The 21,873-nt window shown below is 39.8% G+C and carries 21 protein-coding genes; 6 read left to right on the top strand and 15 right to left on the bottom strand.

The annotated features are described in order from the left end of the window. Positions 1–78: 78 nt before the first annotated feature. The 7 genes from HNR41_RS09635 to HNR41_RS09605 form a co-directional block, all read right to left on the bottom strand. On the bottom strand, positions 79–1,218 hold the full coding sequence (locus HNR41_RS09635; protein ID WP_229714988.1) for a M20 family metallopeptidase: 1,140 nt from the start codon (positions 1,216–1,218) through the stop codon (positions 79–81). 17 nt (positions 1,219–1,235) lie between these two features. Then, the gene (locus tag HNR41_RS09630) at positions 1,236–2,252 is read right to left on the bottom strand and encodes an ABC transporter ATP-binding protein (RefSeq protein ID WP_184284098.1); all 1,017 of its coding nucleotides are present in this window, start codon (positions 2,250–2,252) and stop codon (positions 1,236–1,238) included. A 2-nt stretch (positions 2,253–2,254) separates the two neighbouring features. Continuing rightward, the gene (locus HNR41_RS09625) at positions 2,255–3,265 is read right to left on the bottom strand and encodes an ABC transporter ATP-binding protein (protein WP_184284096.1); all 1,011 of its coding nucleotides are present in this window, start codon (positions 3,263–3,265) and stop codon (positions 2,255–2,257) included. Between the two features lie 16 nt (positions 3,266–3,281). After that, complete coding sequence (locus HNR41_RS09620; RefSeq protein ID WP_184284094.1) at positions 3,282–4,202, bottom strand: ABC transporter permease; 921 nt, start codon at positions 4,200–4,202, stop codon at positions 3,282–3,284. Positions 4,203–4,215: 13 nt separating this feature from the next. After that, positions 4,216–5,133: an ABC transporter permease gene (locus tag HNR41_RS09615; protein WP_184284092.1), complete on the bottom strand. Its 918-nt coding sequence runs from the start codon at positions 5,131–5,133 to the stop codon at positions 4,216–4,218. A gap of 71 nt (positions 5,134–5,204) precedes the next feature. Further along, complete coding sequence (locus tag HNR41_RS09610; RefSeq protein WP_184284090.1) at positions 5,205–6,809, bottom strand: ABC transporter substrate-binding protein; 1,605 nt, start codon at positions 6,807–6,809, stop codon at positions 5,205–5,207. Positions 6,810–7,179: 370 nt separating this feature from the next. Next, positions 7,180–8,358 carry a M20 metallopeptidase family protein gene (locus HNR41_RS09605; RefSeq protein WP_184284088.1) on the bottom strand — a complete coding sequence of 393 codons (1,179 nt, stop codon included), beginning with the start codon at positions 8,356–8,358 and terminating at the stop codon, positions 7,180–7,182. 392 nt (positions 8,359–8,750) lie between these two features. Here HNR41_RS09605 and HNR41_RS09600 point away from each other — a divergent pair, with 392 nt between their 5' ends. The 5 genes from HNR41_RS09600 (at position 8,751) to HNR41_RS09580 (ending at position 13,001) form a co-directional block, all read left to right on the top strand. Continuing rightward, positions 8,751–9,905 carry a betaine/proline/choline family ABC transporter ATP-binding protein gene (locus HNR41_RS09600; RefSeq protein ID WP_184284087.1) on the top strand — a complete coding sequence of 385 codons (1,155 nt, stop codon included), beginning with the start codon at positions 8,751–8,753 and terminating at the stop codon, positions 9,903–9,905. Continuing rightward, a complete protein-coding gene (locus tag HNR41_RS09595) occupies positions 9,902–10,537 on the top strand; it encodes an ABC transporter permease (protein ID WP_184284085.1) in 636 nt (211 codons plus the stop codon). Before HNR41_RS09600 ends, HNR41_RS09595 begins: the two co-directional genes overlap by 4 nt. Before the next feature lie 10 nt (positions 10,538–10,547). Further along, positions 10,548–11,477 carry an osmoprotectant ABC transporter substrate-binding protein gene (locus HNR41_RS09590; protein ID WP_184284083.1) on the top strand — a complete coding sequence of 310 codons (930 nt, stop codon included), beginning with the start codon at positions 10,548–10,550 and terminating at the stop codon, positions 11,475–11,477. 1 nt (position 11,478) lies between these two features. Continuing rightward, a complete protein-coding gene (locus tag HNR41_RS09585) occupies positions 11,479–12,168 on the top strand; it encodes an ABC transporter permease (protein WP_184284082.1) in 690 nt (229 codons plus the stop codon). A gap of 65 nt (positions 12,169–12,233) precedes the next feature. Further along, entirely contained in the window at positions 12,234–13,001 is a 768-nt protein-coding gene (locus HNR41_RS09580; protein ID WP_184284080.1) for an alpha/beta hydrolase, read from the top strand. Between the two features lie 43 nt (positions 13,002–13,044). Here HNR41_RS09580 and HNR41_RS09575 read toward each other — a convergent pair whose 3' ends face one another. Together HNR41_RS09575 and HNR41_RS09570 are read right to left on the bottom strand one after the other, a co-directional pair. Further along, on the bottom strand, positions 13,045–13,755 hold the full coding sequence (locus tag HNR41_RS09575; RefSeq protein ID WP_184284318.1) for an MOSC domain-containing protein: 711 nt from the start codon (positions 13,753–13,755) through the stop codon (positions 13,045–13,047). Positions 13,756–13,761: 6 nt separating this feature from the next. After that, the gene (locus tag HNR41_RS09570; RefSeq protein WP_184284078.1) at positions 13,762–14,619 is read right to left on the bottom strand and encodes a fumarylacetoacetate hydrolase family protein; all 858 of its coding nucleotides are present in this window, start codon (positions 14,617–14,619) and stop codon (positions 13,762–13,764) included. 132 nt (positions 14,620–14,751) lie between these two features. Between HNR41_RS09570 and HNR41_RS09565 the strand changes: the two genes are divergently transcribed. Further along, positions 14,752–15,186 carry an acyl-CoA thioesterase gene (locus HNR41_RS09565; protein ID WP_184284076.1) on the top strand — a complete coding sequence of 145 codons (435 nt, stop codon included), beginning with the start codon at positions 14,752–14,754 and terminating at the stop codon, positions 15,184–15,186. 171 nt (positions 15,187–15,357) lie between these two features. On the opposite strand, the gene HNR41_RS09560 is transcribed toward HNR41_RS09565, so the two are convergent. From HNR41_RS09560 to HNR41_RS09535, 6 genes are all read right to left on the bottom strand, one after another. Beyond that, complete coding sequence (locus HNR41_RS09560; protein ID WP_184284074.1) at positions 15,358–16,338, bottom strand: nuclease-related domain-containing protein; 981 nt, start codon at positions 16,336–16,338, stop codon at positions 15,358–15,360. Positions 16,339–16,492: 154 nt separating this feature from the next. Continuing rightward, positions 16,493–17,311 (bottom strand): putative phosphoesterase, encoded by an 819-nt coding sequence (locus HNR41_RS09555; RefSeq protein ID WP_184284072.1) that lies wholly within the window; start codon positions 17,309–17,311, stop codon positions 16,493–16,495. Positions 17,312–17,389: 78 nt separating this feature from the next. Next, positions 17,390–18,766: an MFS transporter gene (locus HNR41_RS09550; protein ID WP_184284316.1), complete on the bottom strand. Its 1,377-nt coding sequence runs from the start codon at positions 18,764–18,766 to the stop codon at positions 17,390–17,392. A gap of 156 nt (positions 18,767–18,922) precedes the next feature. Continuing rightward, positions 18,923–19,114, bottom strand: coding sequence for a hypothetical protein (locus HNR41_RS09545; RefSeq protein WP_184284070.1), 192 nt, complete (start codon positions 19,112–19,114; stop codon positions 18,923–18,925). 167 nt (positions 19,115–19,281) lie between these two features. After that, positions 19,282–20,556, bottom strand: coding sequence for an aminotransferase class V-fold PLP-dependent enzyme (locus HNR41_RS09540; RefSeq protein ID WP_184284068.1), 1,275 nt, complete (start codon positions 20,554–20,556; stop codon positions 19,282–19,284). Positions 20,557–20,572: 16 nt separating this feature from the next. Next, positions 20,573–21,823, bottom strand: coding sequence for a dicarboxylate/amino acid:cation symporter (locus HNR41_RS09535; RefSeq protein WP_229714994.1), 1,251 nt, complete (start codon positions 21,821–21,823; stop codon positions 20,573–20,575). Positions 21,824–21,873: the final 50 nt, after the last annotated feature.

Below are 21,873 nucleotides of genomic sequence, written 5' to 3'. Positions count from 1 at the left end.
CCTAAAAAGAGGACAGGCACCTTCCCGGGTGGAAGACGCCTGCTAAGGGGTTATATATTTTAAAACAGCTAAGCAAATTTAATGTGTATTACTTGTTAAATTATGAATCGTTTCAGCGAGAAGCACTGTTCTCTCTGTAATTGAATCTATTTCCAGGTATTCTTTCTCGCTATGCATTTCTCCACCTACCGGTCCCAGTCCATCTACAGTGGCTACACCTAAATGCGATGGGAAAGATGCATCAGAGCCGCCACCAGTATGTGTATGCGATACTTCAATATCCAGTGATTCACCAACATCTTGAATAATATTTAATAATTCCATATTTTCTTGATCTAACTCCATAGGTGGTCTTCTAATACCACCAGTCAATTCTATTTTAGTACCTTGAATATCGGGAGTTGCACAAATATCTTCTATTTGCTGCTCGATATACTCACTTTGTTCTACATTGCTTACCCTGACATCAACGTGTAATGTAGCTTCATCAGGAACAACATTTGTTGCTTCTCCACCGTTAACTTTACCAACGTTAATCGATACACCTTCATCATGATTTGTTAATTCACTTAATTTTACAATCTTATGTCCCATTTCTTCGATAGCACTGTGTCCATCTTGAGGTGCAACACCTGAATGAGCTGATTTACCTGTTATTCTCAATTTATATGTACCACCGCCCCGCCTTGACGTTACAATAGAACCGTCTTTTCTTGCCGGTTCCATGACGAGTGCATATTCAACTTTTACCGATAATTTTTCAATGATCTTCCTAGAAGTAGGAGAGCCAATTTCTTCATCACTATTTAATAGTATCATCACTTTTTTCAACGATTCAGGTGAGTTTTCCAATAAATACTTCATTGCATAAAGTAAAGTAACTTGACTCCCTTTCATATCTGCGACACCCGGACCATATGCCCGATTACCCTCAATATAAAATGGTCTCTCGTCTGCTGTTCCTTCTTTAAAAACAGTGTCCATATGAGCAATGAGAAGTATTGAGGGCTTGTCCACAGTTTTATGCTGTAACATTAAATGGTTGCCTACCTTCTCCTCTTGTATTTTTTCACATGTAAATCCTATCGCTTCATACTCTTCTCTTAAGATAGAACCTACTTTATCCACACCTACTTTAAAATTAGATCCACTGTCAATGTTCACTAATTTCTCCAGAAGTTTAATCATCTCCTGCTGTTTATCTTCTAAATCACTCACATTAACATCCCCTTTTACTATGTACTTTGCACAGTCTCATTTTTCTCTAATAAATGTGTATTTAATGGGAAATGACAGGCAGCAAAACGACCATTTGCTTTTTCCTCAAACTCTGGTTCTTCATTTCGACAAATGTCTTGTGCAAATGGACACCGTGTATGGAAATTACACCCATTCGGCGGATTTTCAGGACTCGGAATGTCACCTTCAATAATATGACGTTCTTTAGTCCGTTCTTCAGGATCTGGAATAGGTACTGCAGACAATAATCCTTCTGTGTACGGATGCAATGCTCCTTCAAATAATTTTTCTTTTGTTGTCAGTTCAACAATTTTACCAAGATACATTACAGCTATTCGATCACTGATATATTTTACTGCAGGTAGACCATGCGCTATAAAGATAAATGTTAAATCCAATTCCTTCTGCAATTTCACTAATAAATTTAAAATTTGTGATTGTATTGATACATCCAGAGCCGATACAGGTTCATCACAAATAATTAATTTAGGATTTAATGCTATCGCTCTTGCAATACCTATTCGCTGTCTTTGTCCCCCACTAAATTCATGAGGAAAACGATTCATATATGCTCTATTTAAACCCACTAAATCCATCATTTCTTCCACACGATTACGTAGTTCTTTTTTATTTAGTTTTCTATGTGTCCTCAAAGGTTCTGCTATGAGTTCAAACACCCTCATTCTTGGATTTAATGAGGAAAAAGGATCTTGAAATATCATTTGGATATCTGCTCTTCGTTTACGAAGCTCGCTTCTAGACAAATTTAATAAATCTTCTCCTTCAAAAATAATTTCACCTTCAGTTGGTTCAAGCAGCTGACCAATCATATTTCCAGCAGTAGATTTACCGCAGCCTGATTCCCCAACGATTCCTAAAACCTCTCCTTTTTTAACATCAAAGTTTAAACCATCGACAGCATAAACATAACTTTTATCTTTTTTAAAGAAACCCTTAGTTACATCAAAGTGCTTTTTTAAGTTATTAACAACAAGTAATTTTTCATCCTGCATGGTTAATTCCTCACTTTCTCTTTAAGAGTTTCATTTTCTATTCGATCCATTTCGTGGAGCCAACATTTCACAGTATGTCCATCGGCTGTATAGGTATTGTTTGGTTCATGAGTTATACATTGCTTCATAGCAAATGGACACCGGTCTACAAATCGACAACCTGATGGATAATTTAATGGGTTGGGAACTGTACCCGGTATTGAATGTAACTTTTCGTATAGCTGATTAATTTTAGGAGTACTTTCTATTAAGCCCTGTGTATAAGGGTGTTTGGGATTCTTAAATAACGTAAATACATCTGCATACTCTACAACTTGTCCGGCATACATAACTACTACTTTATCGGCCATCTCCGCTACTACACCTAAATCGTGGGTAATTAGTAAAATCGCAGTTCCTAAATCTTCTACAATATCTCTCATCAAATTTAATATTTGTGCCTGGATAGTAACATCCAGAGCTGTGGTTGGTTCATCTGCAATAAGTAACATTGGATTACAAGACAGAGCCATTGCAATCATAACTCTTTGTCTCATTCCACCACTTAATGAGTGCGGAAAAGAATCAAAGACTTTCTCAGCTCTAGGAATGCCTACTTTATCTAACATTTCGATACAGCGGGCTTTAGCATCCTTTTTATTTAATTTTAAATGAAGTCTTATCGGTTCCATCATTTGATTACCTATTGTAAACACAGGATTTAACGATGTTAAAGGTTCCTGGAAAATCATTGCGATATCATCACCGCGTAAATTTCTCAGCTCTTTCTCACTAGCTTTAGTTAAATCTTTTCCATCAAATAAAATTTCTCCGTTAACTACTTTTCCTGCTTTGTCTAATAAATTCATGATAGATAAAGATGTTACACTTTTCCCTGAGCCTGATTCACCTACAACTGCAACGATTTCACCTTTCTTTATAGAGAATGATACATCGTCAACGGAAGGCACTACACCTGCTTCAGTAAAAAAATGAGTTTTTAAATTATTGATTTCTAATAGTTTTTCACTCATAATTTCTCACCTTTCGTTATTTTTGTGTACGTGGATCAAGAACATCCCTCAACCAGTCACCTAAGAAAATTATTCCAAGTACGGTAATTGTGATTGCAATTCCTGGGAATGTCGCTAACCACCAGCTTGTTGATAAATAATCTCTGCCATCGCTTAATATTGATCCCCACGATACAGTTGGCGGCTGTACTCCGAGTCCTAAAAAGCTTAAAGATGCTTCTAGAATGATTGTTGTTGCGACACTTAGTGTAGATATAACTATAAATGACGAAATAACATTTGGTAGTAAATGTCTTACTATAATTTTAAAGTTACTAACACCAATTGAATGTGCTGCTTTAACATAATCTCTTTCTTTTAATGTCAATACTTCTCCCCGAACCAATCTTGCGTAGTTCACCCAGTTAGTTACACCAAGAACAATAATCAGTGTAAAGACTCCTGAATCAAAAATTGCCAAGATTACCAAAGCAAAAAGAATTGTCGGGATTGCTAAAAATGAATCTACCAGGCGCATTAAAATATTATCTATAATCCCTCCAAAATAACCAGAAACCAATCCTACAGTAACTCCTATGAAGCCTGCTACAACCACGGACATTACACCTACCAAAATAGAGATTTGCGATCCGTAGAGTATTCTACTAAATATATCTCGTCCTAAATTATCCGTACCTAATATATTTTCCATAGAACCATTTTCCATCCAGAATGGCGGCTTTAACATATTTACCGGATTAATTTCCTGAGGTTGATATGGTGCAATAAGTGGTGCGAAAATCGCTACTAAAAGTGCTATAACTACAATAATTAAACCAACTGTTCCGGTTTTACTGCGCCATAATAATCGCATCCATCTTTTTAAGGAGGATGGACGATTTTCTACGAGTTCATCTTTTGAAATATCATTTACTACCGCTTGAGATTCATGACTCATGTCTTAATCCTCCTTAATTATATTTAATTCTTGGATCCAGGAATCTGTACAAGATATCTGCAATGAGATTCATTAGAATAACTAATATTGCTATAATGAAGACACTTGCTTGTACTATGGCCATATCTCTTGTATTAACTGCCTGAATTAAGAGTTGTCCAAGACCTGGCCAGGCAAATACTGTTTCAGTTATAAGCGTTCCTCCGACTAACGTAGAGGTTTGTAGAAACGTAATAGTTACAACAGGAATTAAACTGTTTCTAAATGCATGTTTGTAAACCACAATTCTATCTTTTAAACCTTTACTTCTAGCAGTCCGAACATAATCTTGCGAAAGCGAATCCAGCATACTGGAGCGAATTAATCGAGTCATCTCGGCGGCAATTCCTGTTGCTAAAGTAACAGCCGGTAATATTACATGCATTGCAGTGCCTCTTCCAGATACCGGAAACATTCCTAAAGTAACAGAAAATAATAATATAAGCATAATCCCCAACCAAAAGTTAGGCATCGCTTTTCCTATGACTGCCGCACCTGTAGCAATCAAGTCTAAACTTGTATTCTGTTTTGTAGCCGACCATATACCAAGTGGAATGGCTACTGCCGTTGCAATTACTATTGCAAAAATTGCCAATTCCATTGTTGCCGGCAGTCTATCTAACACGATATCCAAAGCTGGCTGATTAAATCTATATGATTCTCCAAAATCCCCCTGCAACATGTTACCCATATATGTAATATACTGCACAACAAATGGTTCATTTAACCCCATAGTTTCTCTAAGCTCTTCTCTCGCTTCTGGTGGAGCATCGTCCGGTAACATAAGAGATACAGGATCTCCTGCAACAAAAACTAAAGTAAATACAATGAATGAGATAATAAATAAAACTGGTATAATTTGTAGAATTCGTCTGACGAAATAATTATTCATTCACATAGCCCCCATTAAAATTAATCAGGGCATGGGAAGTTTCACCTACCATACCCTGATAAATAACACTCTTATTCTGATTTAGTTATCGTTTCAACATAAATCATTTCATCAATAGTAGGCGTATAGTTTACAAAGTCACTTACGCCTATATTTATTGATTCCTGATGAAGCACAGGATGAGCAACATCTTCGGCTAAAATTTCTTGCGCTTCTATATACTGCTGTTCACGTTCTTCAAGATCCATATTTTGTTCCGCCGCTTCTACTAATGATTCAAATTCTTCATTTTGGTAATCAATTTGGCCTTCAAATCTTTCGTAGTCATACCAATCTAGCGCATTTGCTGCATCAAACATTGAGTTTCCTAATGCTAAAAGATACACATCTTTATTCTCTCCAGCATTACGCATATCTACAAAACTGCTCCATTCCATAAACTCAACTGTTGCATTCACCCCAATTTGACTCCACATTCCCGCTACCATTTCAGCAATCTCAGCGTCTTGTAAATATCTACCTCTTGGTGAATGCAAAGTGATATCCAGGCCATCTCCATAACCTGCTTCTTCTAACAATTCACGTGCACGTTCTAAATCATAATTATAAGTATCATACAGTTCTTCATTAAAACCGAAGTTTCCTGGTGCTACCCGAGTAATTGTTGGCACCGCACGGCCCGATAATAAGTTTTCAGATATCGCATTGTTATCAATTGCTAAATCCAATGCTTCACGTACTTTTTTATCAGCTGTCGGCCATCCTTCAGTATGTCTTACGAATAACATCATTGTTCTATTCGAAGTTTCTTGCGCCATATGTGTGCCTTCATTATTCTCGATTCTGTCCCATTCACTTGGAGGCATGTTGACAGCGAGATCTACTCCGCCAGTTAACAGTTCAGATACACGTGTCGAGTTCTCAGGTATAACCCTAAACACAACCTGCTCCCACTCTTCATTTACGCCCTCAAAATAATCTTCGTAAACATCTAGTACTATGCGATCATCTTTAACCCATTCATTGAATTGGAATGGTCCTGTACCAACTGGTTCTGATAAGAAGTGATCAAACCCATTTTCTTCTATATATTGACTAGGTAATATTGCCGAGCCCATTCTAGCAATACGATTTAATAATGCAGGATCAGGTGTAGCTGTGTGAATTTGGAAAGTCAAATCATCAATTACCTCAATCTTTTCGATGACCTCATAGTTAATATGTTCCAATGTTGTATCATCATTGGCCGGTCTTTCTAATGAATATTTAACATCCTCAGAATCTAGAGCTTCACCGTTATGGAATTTAACACCTTCTTTTAGTTTGAATTCCCATGTTGTATCATCAATTGCTTCAAATGATTCAGCTAAGTCTGATACATATTCTCCACTTTCCGGGTCTCTTTTGACCAGATAATTAAACATATTAATGTGAACTGCTTCAGTTGAAGTGTTCGTGTGATTATGTACGTCGAAAGAAACCATATCTGTACCTAAAGCAATAGTTAGGACATTATTGTTTCCCTCGGCTGTCCCTTCACCTGCTGTACCTTCTCCTTCTTCAGCACCAGACTCCTCCGTTCCACTATCTCCAGCATCATCTGTGCTGCCACAAGCTGCCAAAATTAAAACCAATGTCATAACCATTAGAAAAAAGTAAATTCTTTTTTTCTTCATACACACACCTCTTATAATTTAATTTGGTAGAACATTTTTCTGACAGGTAATTAATTCACCTCTTTATTTTATTCATTTTTTATAAATTACCTCATATAAATTATTGTGTCAATAAGAAGTCAGAAAGTTTTAATTATTAAAACTATAAATCGCTTACAATTATTTTTAAAAATTTAATTTAATTTAATTTTAATTTCATTGATATAATTATATTTTTTTTGTATTATTACCTTACAAATATTGGATTTATGACTATTGAATAGATATTATTTTTATACAAAATCAATGTAACTTTATAAGTATTTTATTAATTTTTTATGAAAAAAACTCTCAAAAATATTTGAGAGTTTTTATAATTTTTTCTATTAAATTAATTTTTATCAATATAGTCATAAGCAAACTGGCTGAGTATCGCTGCACCGTAATGCAGTGCATCTTCATCTACATTGAATTTCGGATGATGGTTCGGATACGCGGTGTCTTCGCCGCCATTTGTCCCCAGTCTGAAGAATACGCCGGGCACTTCACGTGCAAAGTAAGAAAAATCCTCGCCGCCCATACTCGGATTGACGTCGAGCAGCTGGCCTTTTCCGAGAATTTTATCGACTGTGGATCTTAATGTCGGAATCAGTGACGGTTCATTATACACCGATGGATAACCGTATGTGTACTCCATTTCATATGAAGCACCCATTCCGCTAGTTACACCATTTAAATATTCGTGCATCGTTTCTTTTACTTTCGAACGAAGTTCAGGATTTAATAAACGAACCGTCCCTTCCATTCTTACTTCAGGCGCGATGACATTTCTAGCAAATCCGCCTTCTATTTTGCCAATAGTTAGTACAATATTTTCAAGAGGATCTATATTTCTGCTGACAATCTGCTGCAGCGATGCAATTACAGTTGAGGATATTGCTATCGGATCTATAGATAAATGAGGGTGTGCCGCATGCCCGCCTTTACCGATAATTTTAATATCAAAAGAATCTGTACATGCTGTTGCAAATCCTTCTGTAATCGATGTTTCCCCCGTTTTAATTGTTGGATGAACATGGAGGCCGGCAACCGCATCGACATCAGGATTTTTTAAGGCCCCTTCCTGAACCATCACTTCTCCTCCGCCGTATCCTTCTTCAGCCGGCTGAAACAGCAGCTTGACGTTACCGCGTTCAGGCGGGTTTTCGCTGAGAATATGAGCAGCACCGAGCAGTATGGCAGTGTGTGCATCATGACCGCAGAGATGTCCGACACCATCCACTGTTGATTTGTATTCCGTCTCGCCTTCTTCCTGAATCGGCAAGGCATCCATATCAGCACGCAATGCTACCGTCGGTCCTTCCGATTTACCTTTCAGCGTTGCAACTAACCCCGTTTTTGCTACCGGGTACTCAATTTCAAAATTAAGCTTCTCCAGTTTTTCTTTTACAAATTCTGATGTTTTATATTCTTCAAAAGATAATTCAGGATTCCTATGTAAATGCCTGCGCCATTCGATAATTTTATCCTTCAGCTCATGTGCTTTTGATAAAGTACTCTCCTGTTCCATTTTATGCATCCCCTTAGTCTTTTAGTTTCCTTTAAACTACATCAATAAAATATATTCGTCAAATAATTATTAGAATACTCTGTTAATATTGTATAATAGTATTTAATGCAGATTATCCCCGATTCCAGGCATCCTCAGCCTAACAGGCAGTGGCGCTCCCCTTCTATATAAGGATGAGTATTTTTTATCATCAGTATCAAAAGCAACTGAAATTTTACCTCGGATTTTTCATCAATATAATTTTAATCAATATTTTCACAATGTATTGCTTTGAGCCTGTCAAATCAAGTTTTTAATATGTGAAATAAGAGATAAATGTGAAATTTCTCACTTATTATGTTATAATTGTTAAGTATAAATTTGCTCAACTTTATAAAGTAAAGGAGACGACTATGTTAAGTATAAAAAATTTAACTAAGATTTACGGTGGTAATAAGAAAGCCGTCAACGACATTTCTCTCGATATTCAGGAAGGTGAATTTATTGCATTTATCGGTACGAGCGGGAGTGGTAAAACGACTGCGCTTCGTATGATTAACCGCATGGTTGAACCGACATCAGGAACAATTGCGATAAACGGCAAGGATATCACCAAGAAAAACCCGGTGGAACTCCGCCGCAAGATCGGTTATGTTATCCAGCAGATTGGTCTGCTGCCGCATATGACGATTAAAGAGAACATTACACTCGTTCCGAGACTATTAAAATGGACTGAAGAAGATAAAGACAAAAAGGCAAAAGAGTTAATTAAACTCGTTGACCTGCCTGAAGAATTTCTAGAGCGCTATCCTTCCGAACTCTCTGGCGGACAGCAGCAGCGTATTGGAGTTATCAGGGCACTTGCTGCTGAACAGGACATTATACTGATGGATGAACCTTTCGGTGCACTCGATCCAATTACCCGTGATACTTTGCAGGATTTAGTTAAAGAACTCCAGCAGAAACTCGGCAAAACATTTATTTTTGTGACACACGATATGGATGAAGCGATTAAACTGGCAGACAGAATTTGTATTATGAGCCACGGCGAAATCGTGCAGTTTGATACACCTGACGAAATTCTGCGCAATCCCGCAAATGATTTCGTCCGCGACTTCATCGGCGAAGGCCGCCTGATTCAGGACAGACCGAATATGCGTACTGTTGCAGATGCTATGATTACGCCGGTCAGTATTACAGTCGACAAGTCGATTAACGACTGTATCGCACTGATGCGTGAAAAACGTATCGATACGATTCTCGTTACCGACAGTCATAAAAAACTGCTCGGGTTTATCGACATTGAAGATATTAACGAAGGTTACCGCAAAGGTATGAACATCGTTGATTTAATGGGCCGAGACATATATAAAATCGGCATCGATTCCAAACTTCAGGATTCGGTCCGTACAATATTAAAGCGAAACGTCAGAATCATTCCTGTAGTGGATGACAATAATACACTAATCGGATTAATTACGCGTTCTAACTTAGTAGATATCGTATACGACACAATCTGGGGCGAGGAGACGTCCGCTCCGGTTACGTCAGGAGCTGATGAGGCATGATGGAATTTTTAAGCGTCAACGGTTCAGAGCTGCTCGTTAAAACATGGGAGCACTTTTATCTGTCAATCATCTCATTAATTATCGGTATTCTGATTGCCGTTCCGCTTGGTATGGCAATGGCGAACACTAAAAAGCTGAGCGGTTACGTATTAACAACTGCCGGCGTGCTTCAAACAGTACCGACACTTGCAGTGCTCGCATTAATGATTCCGCTCTTTGGAGTTGGACGCGTGCCTGCAATCATTGCACTCAGTGCATACATTTTACTGCCGATTTTAAATAATACGATTATCGGTGTTAAAAATATTGATCCGAACATCAGGGAAGCAGCTAAAAGTATGGGTATGACACGCATGCAGCTGATGTGGAACGTTGAACTGCCGATTGCGATTCCGCTGATTTTAAGCGGCATCAGATTATCATCGGTTTACGTTATTTCATGGGCAACGCTTGCCAGCTACATCGGCGCAGGCGGCCTTGGCGACTTCGTCTTTAACGGACTGAACTCATATCAGCCTGAACTGATTATCAGTGCTGCAATTATGGTAACGCTGCTTGCATTAATTGCCGACTATATTTTATCGCTTACAGAAAAATGGGCAACGCCGAAAGGCTTAAAAGTATCAAGATAGGAGGAGTATCATGAGACAAACTAAAAAATTATTAGCCGTCGTACTGGTATCTCTGACTGTCCTTGCCGGGTGCAGCCTGCCCGGACTCAGCAGCAGTTCCAGCGATGGTATTGCAATCACATCAATGACGACAACAGAATCGCAAATTGTTTCTCATATGTCGCGCTTAATGATTGAACATTACAGCTACGGTGAAATCGAACCGGTAATGATTAACAACCTCGGTTCATCAACAATCCAGCACAACGCACTTCTTTCGGGAGATGCACAAGTGTCAGGTGTACGCTATACCGGTACTGAACTTACCGGTGTCTTAAACAAAGACGCGGAAAGTGATCCGGAAGTTGCACTTGAACAGACGCAAAAAGCGTTTGATGAAGAATTCGATATGAAATTCTATGACTCTTACGGTTTCGATAACACATATGCCTTTATGGTGACTCGCGAAACTGCCGAAGAGTACGACCTTGAAACAACATCAGATTTAGCAGAATATACAGATGAATTCGCAGTCGGTGTCGATACATCATGGTTTAACCGTCCCGGTGACGGCTACCCTGCCTTCCAGGAAGCCTACGGTTTTGCATTCGACAACATCCGTGCAATGCAGATCAGTCTTGTGTATGAAGCATTAAGCACAGGCAGTCTGGACCTTGCACTCGGCTATACGACTGACGGCCGTATTCCGGCTTATGATTTAGTCGTGCTGGAGGACGATATGCAGTTCTTCCCGCCGTATGACGCATCACCGTTTGCAACACATGAAATTATTGAAGAATATCCGGAAATCGACGAAGCGTTATCCCGTATGACAGGTACAATTTCTACAGAAACAATGCAGAACTTAAACTACCGTTCAGATGAGGAAGGCATTGAGCCTGCGCTCGTTGCGGAAGAATTTTTGGAAGAACACAACTACTTTGAAGAGGATGGTGAGTAACGTGACAGGTAATCTATTAACAGATTTATATAATTATTTCGTCAACAACTTCGCCTACCTGCTGAGTCTTTTTACAGACCACCTGCTGATGAGTATTTACGGCGTGCTGTTTGCCGCAATTGCCGGTATTCCGATCGGGATTTTTATCGCGCGCTATGCAAAACTCTCAGGTGTGATTATTACAGCCGCCAATATTATTCAGACGATTCCCGCACTTGCGATGCTGTCGATTTTAATGCTCGTTATGGGACTTGGAACGAATACGGTTATTGTAACGGTATTTCTGTATGCGCTGCTGCCGATTATTAAAAACACTTACTCAGGTATTACAGGTGTCGATAAAAATATTACCGACGCCGGTAAAAGTATGGGGATGACACGCAACCAGGTACTGCGCATAATTGAGCTGCCGCTTGCACTGTCCGTTATTATCGGCGGACTGCGCATCGCCCTAGTTGTTGCAATCGGTATCGTTGCAATCGGTTCATTCATTGGTGCGCCGACACTGTCGGATTTAATTATCCGCGGGACGAACGCGACTGATGGTACGGTATATATTTTAGCCGGTGCAATTCCGATTGCACTCATCGCGGTTATTATCGACTTCGCGCTGCGCTTTCTTGAACGCAAGCTCGACCCGACTCATAATCCAGACGATAAAGAACCGAAAGCTCAGACAGTTAACAATTAAAATTTTACAGTCCCGTCTTTTGGCGGGGCTTTTTTTATCATTACATTATAAAAGGAGATTTCTCTATGGCTTTAATGCGTATTAACTTTTTCTCGGAAGCTCTCGGCAAGCATCATCATTTTAATTTAATACTGCCGGAACAGAATGAACATTACGATATAAATGCGGCACCGCCGCTCCTGCCGTCGGTTATGATACTTCATGGATTATCGAGCGACAATAATTCATATATGCGGTTTACGAATGCTGAACGTTACGCGAATGAACATAATCTCGCAGTGATTCTGCCGGACGGCGATCACAGTTTTTATGCGAATATGTTGTACGGACACAGCTATAAAGACCATATTCTTGAAGTTTGGCGTTATGCCCACCAGGTCTTCCCCCTGTCAAAACGGCGGGAGGATAATTTCCTTGCTGGACATTCGATGGGCGGATTCGGTGTAATTAAAACTGCATTTGAAAATCCTGATTTGTTCGGAAAAGCATGCTTTATGTCGAGTGCGACAGATATTGAGCGTCTCTTAAATTACAACTGGCCCGACTTTAAAATGCACGGTATTATTGGTGACGTTAATACAACTTCCGGCACTTCGCTCGATATTAAACAGATTGTTGAGCGGGGAATTGATTTGGCTGGAGTTGACGGACTGCCTGATCTGTATATGATGTGCGGGACTGAAGATTTCATTTATGATGATAACGTTGAGTTCAAGGCATATCTTGAATCAAAAGATATTTCATTTAAATACGAAGAAGGACCAGGCGAACATGACTATGCATATTGGGATCAGGGTATTTTAAGGGCGATGCAGTGGATGAGCGGGAACTAAGCAAAAAGGAGCACGGCTGAATTCAGCCGCGCTCCTTTTTATATTATATATTCGGACCGTACAGACGTTTAGAGTCGTCTATCTCTTCGCCCGCCAGCAGTTTACCGAGTGTGGCTTTCCAGCTTGGCGGCGTGTATTCGCCGTCTCTCAGGTTTTCCATCAGCCCGATATTGTCGCGGTTATGGTACAGCACTTCGTTCATCCTGGCAATCGTCCAGTCCGGACATGGACGTTCAATAAGCTGGAATGTATCGCCCGCTTTAATTTTGCCTTCTTTAAGCACACGGAAATACCAGCCGGTACGGCCGGAGTCTTCAATCTTTTTCGCAAGATCAATATCACCGTGACGGCGTGCCGGTTTCCAGCATGGACGGCGCGGCTGAGATACCTGGACAACCGCTTCACCCAGTTCATAAATGTCTCCGATATACACACTTGTTTCATCCATATGAATGACCGAAATATTTTCACCGTTGCCGCCGGCTTTAATGTCCGGATTGCCGAGTTCACGCTGCCATTCGTCATAATGAGCAAGACTGTATGCAAACAATGCCTTCTCAGGGCCTCCGTGATTTTTTTTATCTGCGCATTCATCTCCTTTGAGACCTTCTTCAGATAAAAATACAGGTTTGTCCGTTTTTTCTTTAAACGCTCCCGTTTCCCACTGCTGATTCATTTTGCTTTCTGCTTCAGGATCTCCGACTGTTTTAACACTGCCTGTATAAAGTGTACGAACTTTTCCATATATCGACATCAATTATCATTCCTTTTCAAAACGATTCGTCAGACTGCCGAGCGATTCTATTTCTACCGTTACTGTATCGCCCGCTTTAATCCACGGCTTGTCCGCAGTTTTGTAACCCGACGCCACACCTTCCGGCGTGCCCGTCAGAATAATATCTCCGGGTTTCAGTGTCATGTATTTTGAAATATGGCTCACGAGTCCTCTGCTCTTAAATACCATATCGTTCGTATTCGAATCCTGGCGCAGCTCGTCATTCACATATGTTTTAATACGCAGCTTATGCGGTTCGCCGATTTCACCAAGCGTCGCAATATACGGTCCGACCGGACAGAAACCGTCATACGATTTACCCGCCAGCCACTGGCTTGTTGCAAACTGCGCGCTGCGGTCGGACACATCGTTCGCATTAGTATAACCGAAGATGTAATCCATCGCATCTTCGCGCGGAATGTTGCGCCCTGTTTTACCGATAATAATCGCGAGCTCCCCTTCATAATCAATCATGTATGTGTCTTCCGGAATTTTTATCGTACTGTTGTGCGCCGCCAGCGTATTATTAAACTTCGAAAAGATAATCGGCAGTTCCGGAATATCTATCTTCATTTCTTCTGCATGACGTTTATAGTTCACACCCACACAAATAATTTTCTCCGGGTTCGGCACAACCGGCCCAAGCTTGAGTTCATCTATACTTTTCAGTTCGATATATTCAGCTTCCAGGTAAAATTCAATAAGAGCCTCTGCCTTTTCTTTGTTCGCCATGACATCCTGCAGCGTTTCAAAATCCCCGGAAATATCCAGCACACCTTTCGCTGTCAGTACACCAAGATGATACTTTCCCGTTATCTCATCTACAAAAGTCAGTAATTTCATGTCCATTTTGCCCCATTTCTGATTGCCTTCTCTATCTATCATACCCCTTTAAGCAAAAACGATAAACTCCTTTAGAAAAATGCGGATATGGAGTGATATAATAACACTAAGTTATTTTTAGGAGGAACTTTCATGAGCGCTTATGTAGCAGAAAAAGAAATACAGATATTATATGCAGATACTGACATGATGGGTGTTATATACCATGGCAGCTATATTAAATGGCTGGAACTTGGACGCATGCAGCTGATTGAAGATATCGGCTACGACTATTTAAAAATGGAACGCGAAGGCTACCTCGCTCCCGTCCATAACGTCAACATCACATATGCGAAATCATTAAAATACGGCGACCGTGCATTCGTCCGCACATGGGTCGAAGAAAATACCGGCGTCCGTACTATTTATGGTTTTGAAATCGTCAATGGCAACGGTGAAGTCTGCACACACGGCACAACAACACTGATTGTTGTGAAGAAAGTCGACGGCGACTTCCAGCCCGTTATCTTTAAACGCGTATTCCCCGAATGGCACGCGAAATACGAAGAAATTAAAGTTAAGAAATAAGATTTGATTGAGGGAACGCGCCTGTCGGCGCGTTTTTTTGTTTTAAGAGTGGCTGATTTGCGCTCGGTGGCGCGCAATTCCCTGTTCTGTGCCACCGTCAGCGCTCGGTGGCGCGCAGTTCCTCTTCTTGTGCCGCCGTCGTTTTTCGGTGGCGCGCACAAGTAGGTAATCCTAGATTTTAATCATATGATTCTTATACCTTCTAATATATTCATGATTTTCTACCACATCTTCGTAATTTTCATAATTAAACTCATAATAAGTCGCATTCCCCGCACCAAATCGAGTACAATATTTACTCAGCATTCTTACAATCGTACGCGGACTGACTTTGTAATCGATAAATTCCAATAAGCGTTTTCTCGTTAATTTTTCGTTCGTAAATAATGCAGTATAATCACTTAGCGCGCGAATAACATGAGATTCTTTCGTTTCTCTGGATTTGCATGCAGTACAGAAGAAATGATATGCCCATGTTTCAACCTCAAATCCCCCGCAATTCCCGCAGTACAATCCTTTACTCACTGAATCAAAATTCGCGCTCTTATCAAAAAATGGATTATCAATAATATGTGAAGACACCGCTTCCGCAATTCGTTCCGCGTACCGGCCGGCGTACTCGTTCGAAAATCTCTTTAAATAATCACGCAGCTCAGATCTCATCACCAATCTCTCACGGACATCCTGATTATCAAAATTCAGCCGGAAATCTATATGCGGAAAAACAACCTTCCCCTCTATATCGAAATTTAACCGGTGAATATACTTCAGTTTGAGCAGCTTATTCATAGCGCGTTTCAGCTGCGCCGGGGGATCATCCGGCACCTCAAAGTTTCCGGCATACCATTTTCCTCTCTCCACACGATAAAAACCCGAGTAGTTTTTTATCTCATTCACTGTTATTCCCGCATCGCTCACAATCAGAGCGTCGTACTGCGCTGTACTGTCCTCGATTCTCAAATAAATATCCCGGAAGACAAATACCGAACTGTGGCCCTCTTCATCAAACACTTCGTCATAAATACGTTCTCCCTTATAACCGCGCTCCAGCACCGACAATTTTTTCGCATCTTTTTCTTCCAGACAAAAGCGGGAACTGAGTGCTCTGTAAAATGCCAGTTCTTTACTGATTTTCCGTTCTGATATAATCATTGATTTCCTCCTTAAAAGTCCTCTCATACTATATATAGGGAAAATCAGCGATTTATTTTTATTTCGTACAAGTTATTTTAATTTCCTGGATAGATACAATGAATTCCCAGAAAAATACAAAAACCACCGGAAAAGGTGGTTGATGGTTCTCTTATTAAATTTCTATAACCTGCAAAGCGTCCCGCATCTCATGCACGATATCTTTAGTCCGCCACTCGCGTTTGTAACCGAGACATGCACAGATGTAATCCGTGCCGCCTTCACTGACCTGATGTCTGAAGTGAATGTGTCCCATAATGCTGTAGCGGATATCGTAATCTTCATAAAAAGAGTCGAAGTCCGACGTGCCGATGAACGCATTATAGTAATCAAACAGACGGTTCGGCATCGGCACCCTGAATGTTTTGTGCGTCGCGACATGCGTCATCAGAATAATCTTCTTATCCCGCACCGTTTCCAAATCAGCTGCGGCGCGTTCCGCCATCATTTTAGATACTTCCGGGTCCGTCATGCCCCAGTTGATTTTAACTTTATCCTGCCACGTGCCGCCGTAAAATTCCCGCTGACTTAAACGCTCCAGCGAAAAACGGTCGCTCGCATACGTGTAGTCATACCAGGCCGGATTCATTACGAGCGCCCAGTCGTCACCAAGATCAATCGGTGAACCTTCTTTAAAGTACTTCGTATCTTTAAAGTATTCATATATTTCCCGGGTACTTTTCGCATCCCCGCTAAAGTTCCAAAAGTCGTGGTTGCCCGGCACAAAGTAAATCGTCACACCGGTCAGCTGTTCGAGTTCCTGCATAAAACGGTACGAACGGACGTGATCGTTAGAAATATCACCGGCAATCAGCAGTATATCCAGCGCCGCCCGTGACACTTCGTTTGCGAGCGTCAGAGAAAAATCTTTCTGCTTCAGCGTCTCGCTGTTATAACGATCGATGTGCAAATCTGAAATAACACCAATTTTCATTACTCATTCGCTCCCGCATCAATTTGTTGATTCAATGCTACCACAACTTTTATCCTTCATAAAAAGTTCCGCTTGACCCTACTTGTCCTTCATACTCACTTTTGGAATCACAACAAGAGCGAAGATGAATGCAACCGCGAGCAGTACAACGTTAACGATAAACGCCGCGCTTCCCGCTGCAGCCACTGAAAATGTATTCGACAGTGCTGAGTAAACGGAAACGATAATCGCAATACCGAATGCCCCGCCAAGCGTCGATGCCATTTTGAAAATTGCAGAAGCAACCCCAACTTTGTCTCTTGGTGTTGTTGACACTGCCGTGTCGAGTGCCGGTGTCGCAAACAGACCGATACCTATTCCGAAAAATCCAAAACCGATCAGACATGACATAATATATACAGTGCCTTCTAAAAATGTCAGCGACAGCATAATTAAACCGAGCCCTAGAAGGACAGGCGCCGTAACCAGCGCACGTTTCGGACCGAATTTAGCGATACTCTTTTCGCCGGCTTTAATCGCAACGAGCATCGTTAAAATATAAGGAATGGTCACCAGACTGGCTGAAAAAGCAGTCATACCGAGCGCCTGCTGAGTATAAATATTAAACAGCGCGAGCGAACCGATTGCCGTATTCAGCAGGAAGTTCGTTACAACAGTGCCTAAAAATGCTTTGTTCGAAAACAGTGACAGCTCAAGGAACGGTGCACGTTTTCTTTTTTCCAGTGCGATAAAAACAATCAGTCCGATAACGAATATCACTATCAGTATAAATGATACGGCACTCGTCCATCCGAGCACCTCACCCTGTGTAATAAAAATACTGAGCGCCCCGATCATGACGACGAAAATAGATAATCCGGCAAAGTCGAAATTAATCGGTCCGCGGTTTTTATCGTGTACATCTTGAATATTTTTAAGTAAAAACAGACCGATCAGAGACAGTACAATCGACACGATAAATATCCACTGCCACGCCACAAAAGTTGCCATCGTCCCGGCAAACAGCGATGCAAGACCGGTACCGCCGAACGCACCAAGCGACCAGTAACTGAGTGCTTTGCGGCGCTCTTCTCCTTCAAATATATGATTAAAAATTGAAATAGTTGCCGGCATAATCATTGCTGCCGAGAACCCCTGGACAATACGGCCGATAATTAAAAACGATGTATGGAATGGCAGAATAATAATAATAGAACCGATTATGCTTAAAAAGATACCAATAATCGTAATTTTTTTATAACCGATTTTATCTGCAATGTTCCCTGCTGCCACCATAAAAATTCCTGTAATGAGTGACGTCAGGCTGACGGACAGGTTGATAATACTGCTGCTGGTGCTGCTGTATGTCTCCTGCACTTCGGGAGCAATGTTTAAAAATGCCTGGGCAAACAGCCAGTATGTCAGGATTGTTAATATAATACCTAGAATAATCCTGTTGGGTGTTTGCGCTTTCATAATTGTCTGAGACACAATTTTCACCTCTGTATTTGTTAGCTTCCTGTCCATTATAAATGAAGGCGGAAAAATTTATTTGTCAGAACATGCAAAGTCACTAAATAGTCATTTTAAACTGAAAAGATGCTGCCTAAATAGGCAGCACCTCATTATTCTTTAGTCGTCGTTCTCATTGTCGTTGTTGTCATCGTCTCCGTGGTCCTCGTCATCATCCAGCATATCGTCCTCCACATCAGACTCTTCAACACCTGTTTCATCTGTCCCTGTATCCTCATCCTCTGTATCATCGCCGCATGCCGCAAGTGCGAGCACTGCAAGCATTGTTGAAACAACTGCAAATTTCTTCATAAGTCCGATCACTCCTAATTTCTGAATTAATATGTATATACCCGGGATTTATTACTTTAACTCGCTTAAATTAAAAACAGTAATTACCAAAAGTGATAGCAATTACTGTTTTTATGTAAGATATTAAAATAATCTGAACAAGAAATGAGATTCAAATTTCCTTTGTATTACATATTATTTATTATTTTCGTTACTCTTAAAAACTCATCTACATCTTCTGAATTATGAACATGTATTGGAGACACCCTGACCAATGAATCCAACCCTACTGATTCAAGAATACGTTTTGAATAATGACTACTTGCCTCTCTAGCAAAGACTTGTATACTGTTCTCTTTATATACTTCAACAGCTTTGTTATTTGAAATATTACTGAAAGTCATTGCCAGTATTAAATCCTGGTCAATACCATTTTCTTTTTCGAAATGAATCATTACATTGTTTAGTTGTTTTGTACCCTGTATTGTTTCTGAACCGTTAAGCAATCTGTTCAGTATTGCCTGTTCCTGCAGTTTAATTCTGTTCATACCTTCTTCTATTAAAGTTCTTCTATCAGTTTCTCCTATATAATACATTCCAATTTCACAGATATAATCTACAATTTTAGAAAATGAAGCATAATGAGCTGGTGTAGCACTTCCTAAATCCCAGTTTGTTTCTGCCGTTGCAAGTAACCTATGATGCGGCATGCATGCAAGTCTATTTGACAACCAAGCAAACCCTACACCTCGCAATCCAAACATTTTGTAAGGTGCGATATTTATTCCATCCACATGACATTTACTCAAATCAATCAGCTCATGGGGTGCTCCTTGAACAGCATCCACTATAATGATTGCTTCACTATTTCTCTCATGAATAGCTTGAGTATATTTCTTCAAATCATGCATACCTCCAGTAATATTAGATGTTAGAATCAATGAAACTATTCTTGTTTCCTCATCAATATGTGAAAGTAATTCCTCTAAAAATACACTTCCGGTACCCTGGTCAGCTTTTGCCACTCTTAATTCGTGTCCATATTGCTGTGAAGAGAATTCACAAGCATCGTAAGATGAAGGATGTTCTATCGAGGTCGTTACTATATTACCTTTAGGTAAATTTATTGCAGCGACCGTGATCATTTCAAACATGATTTTAGATGCAGTCAAAGATATTGCAATTTCTCCACCTTCTGCATTCAGCAACATGCTGATATCTTTCTTACCGTCAGTGATATCTTGATTAATCATCTGAGCAATATCGTAATCCCTTACAGGTGAATCTGGAATTTTTGATACTTCCACATACTTTTCAACAGCACTTTTCAATCTTAGCGCTCCACCTGCATTTTCAAAAAATATTCTTTTATTGCCATTTAAATCCGAATCTAAAAAGTAAAATTGATTTCTCAGCTTATCCTGAAGATCTTTTGGAAAAAATTCTGTATTTCTGTTAGTCATTCAAATCCCCCTTAAATTATGCTTTATTATTACTATTTTCATTAACATTTTTCTGATAAAATATTTCTTCATCAAAATCTCCAGTTTTTCTGGCAACTAATGTAGTTCCTGTTAAATCGCTTGTAACGTTAACTGTCGTATGCCCCATATCTATGATGGGCCAAATTGCTGCAAGTACCGGCACCAATTCTAATGGCATACCTAAAGTTTCTAGTAAAATCATCGAAAATATTATCCCTGCGCCCCTGACACCCGCTGCACCAATACTCAAAACTAAACCTAAAAACACTATTTGTAAGAACAAACCGAATGTCAGTTCTATACCATATAAATTAGTGGCAAACACACTGATTACACCAAGGGCTACTGCCATTCCATCCATATTTGCAGTAGCACCAAAAGGAATTGTAAATCCAGCAGTTTTTTCAGAGATTCCTACATTCTTCTTCATTACTCTTAAAGAGACAGGTATTGTCGCTGAACTCGTTGAAGTTGTAAATGCGAATAATATAGATGGATAAACATTCTTATAAAATTGAAACGGACTTAACTTTGTTATGAATTTTAATATCAATGGATATACGACCAAGAATACTATAGCCATTGCAATGTAATCGGCCAAAATAAATGAAGCCACCGCACTCAGCATATCTGAACCAAAAGTCCCAACTAAACTTGCAAGCAAAGCAAAAATTCCATATGGGGCAAGTTGAATTACGAATTCAGTTAATCTCAGCATAATATTAGCAGCTTCATCTATAAATTTAACAACTGTAGAATTTTTTTCTTTTCCTAAACTTAAAATAACTAGACCAATTGCTATTGTAAAAATAATTATTGGCAGCATATCCATATTCGCTAATGATTCAAATATATTAGCAGGAATCATACTTAAGAAATGATCTGAAAAACTAAATTCTTCCGCTTCAACACTTTCCCCATGATTTAAAAAACTTGTGTTTCCTTTACCTGGCTGTATTACCATCGCAACTAAAAAACCGATAGTCGTTGCTATTAGACTTGTAATTATTAAATAGAATAAAAAACCTCCGCCAACTTTACCGAATGATTTTATATCATTCAATTTTAATATTCCAGATAATATAGTCGTAATGACCAATGGGATAATAAGCATTTTTAGTAACTGTAAGAACGCATCTCCTATTGGTGCAATAAATCTTACATTTTCTCCTAATATAAACCCAACTATAACCCCGATAACAGCTCCTATCGCTATTTGAGTATATAAAGGCAACTTAAACCACATTTTCAAACGCTTCTCCCCCCCTTTATGAAAACCCTTTCATAAAGAAGAAT

Origin of the sequence: Jeotgalicoccus coquinae (genome assembly GCF_014207425.1) — a bacterium.
GTDB lineage: Bacteria > Bacillota > Bacilli > Staphylococcales > Salinicoccaceae > Jeotgalicoccus > Jeotgalicoccus coquinae.
Note: the sequence above shows the minus strand (reverse complement) of the source record. Positions and strands in the feature narration are given on the sequence as shown.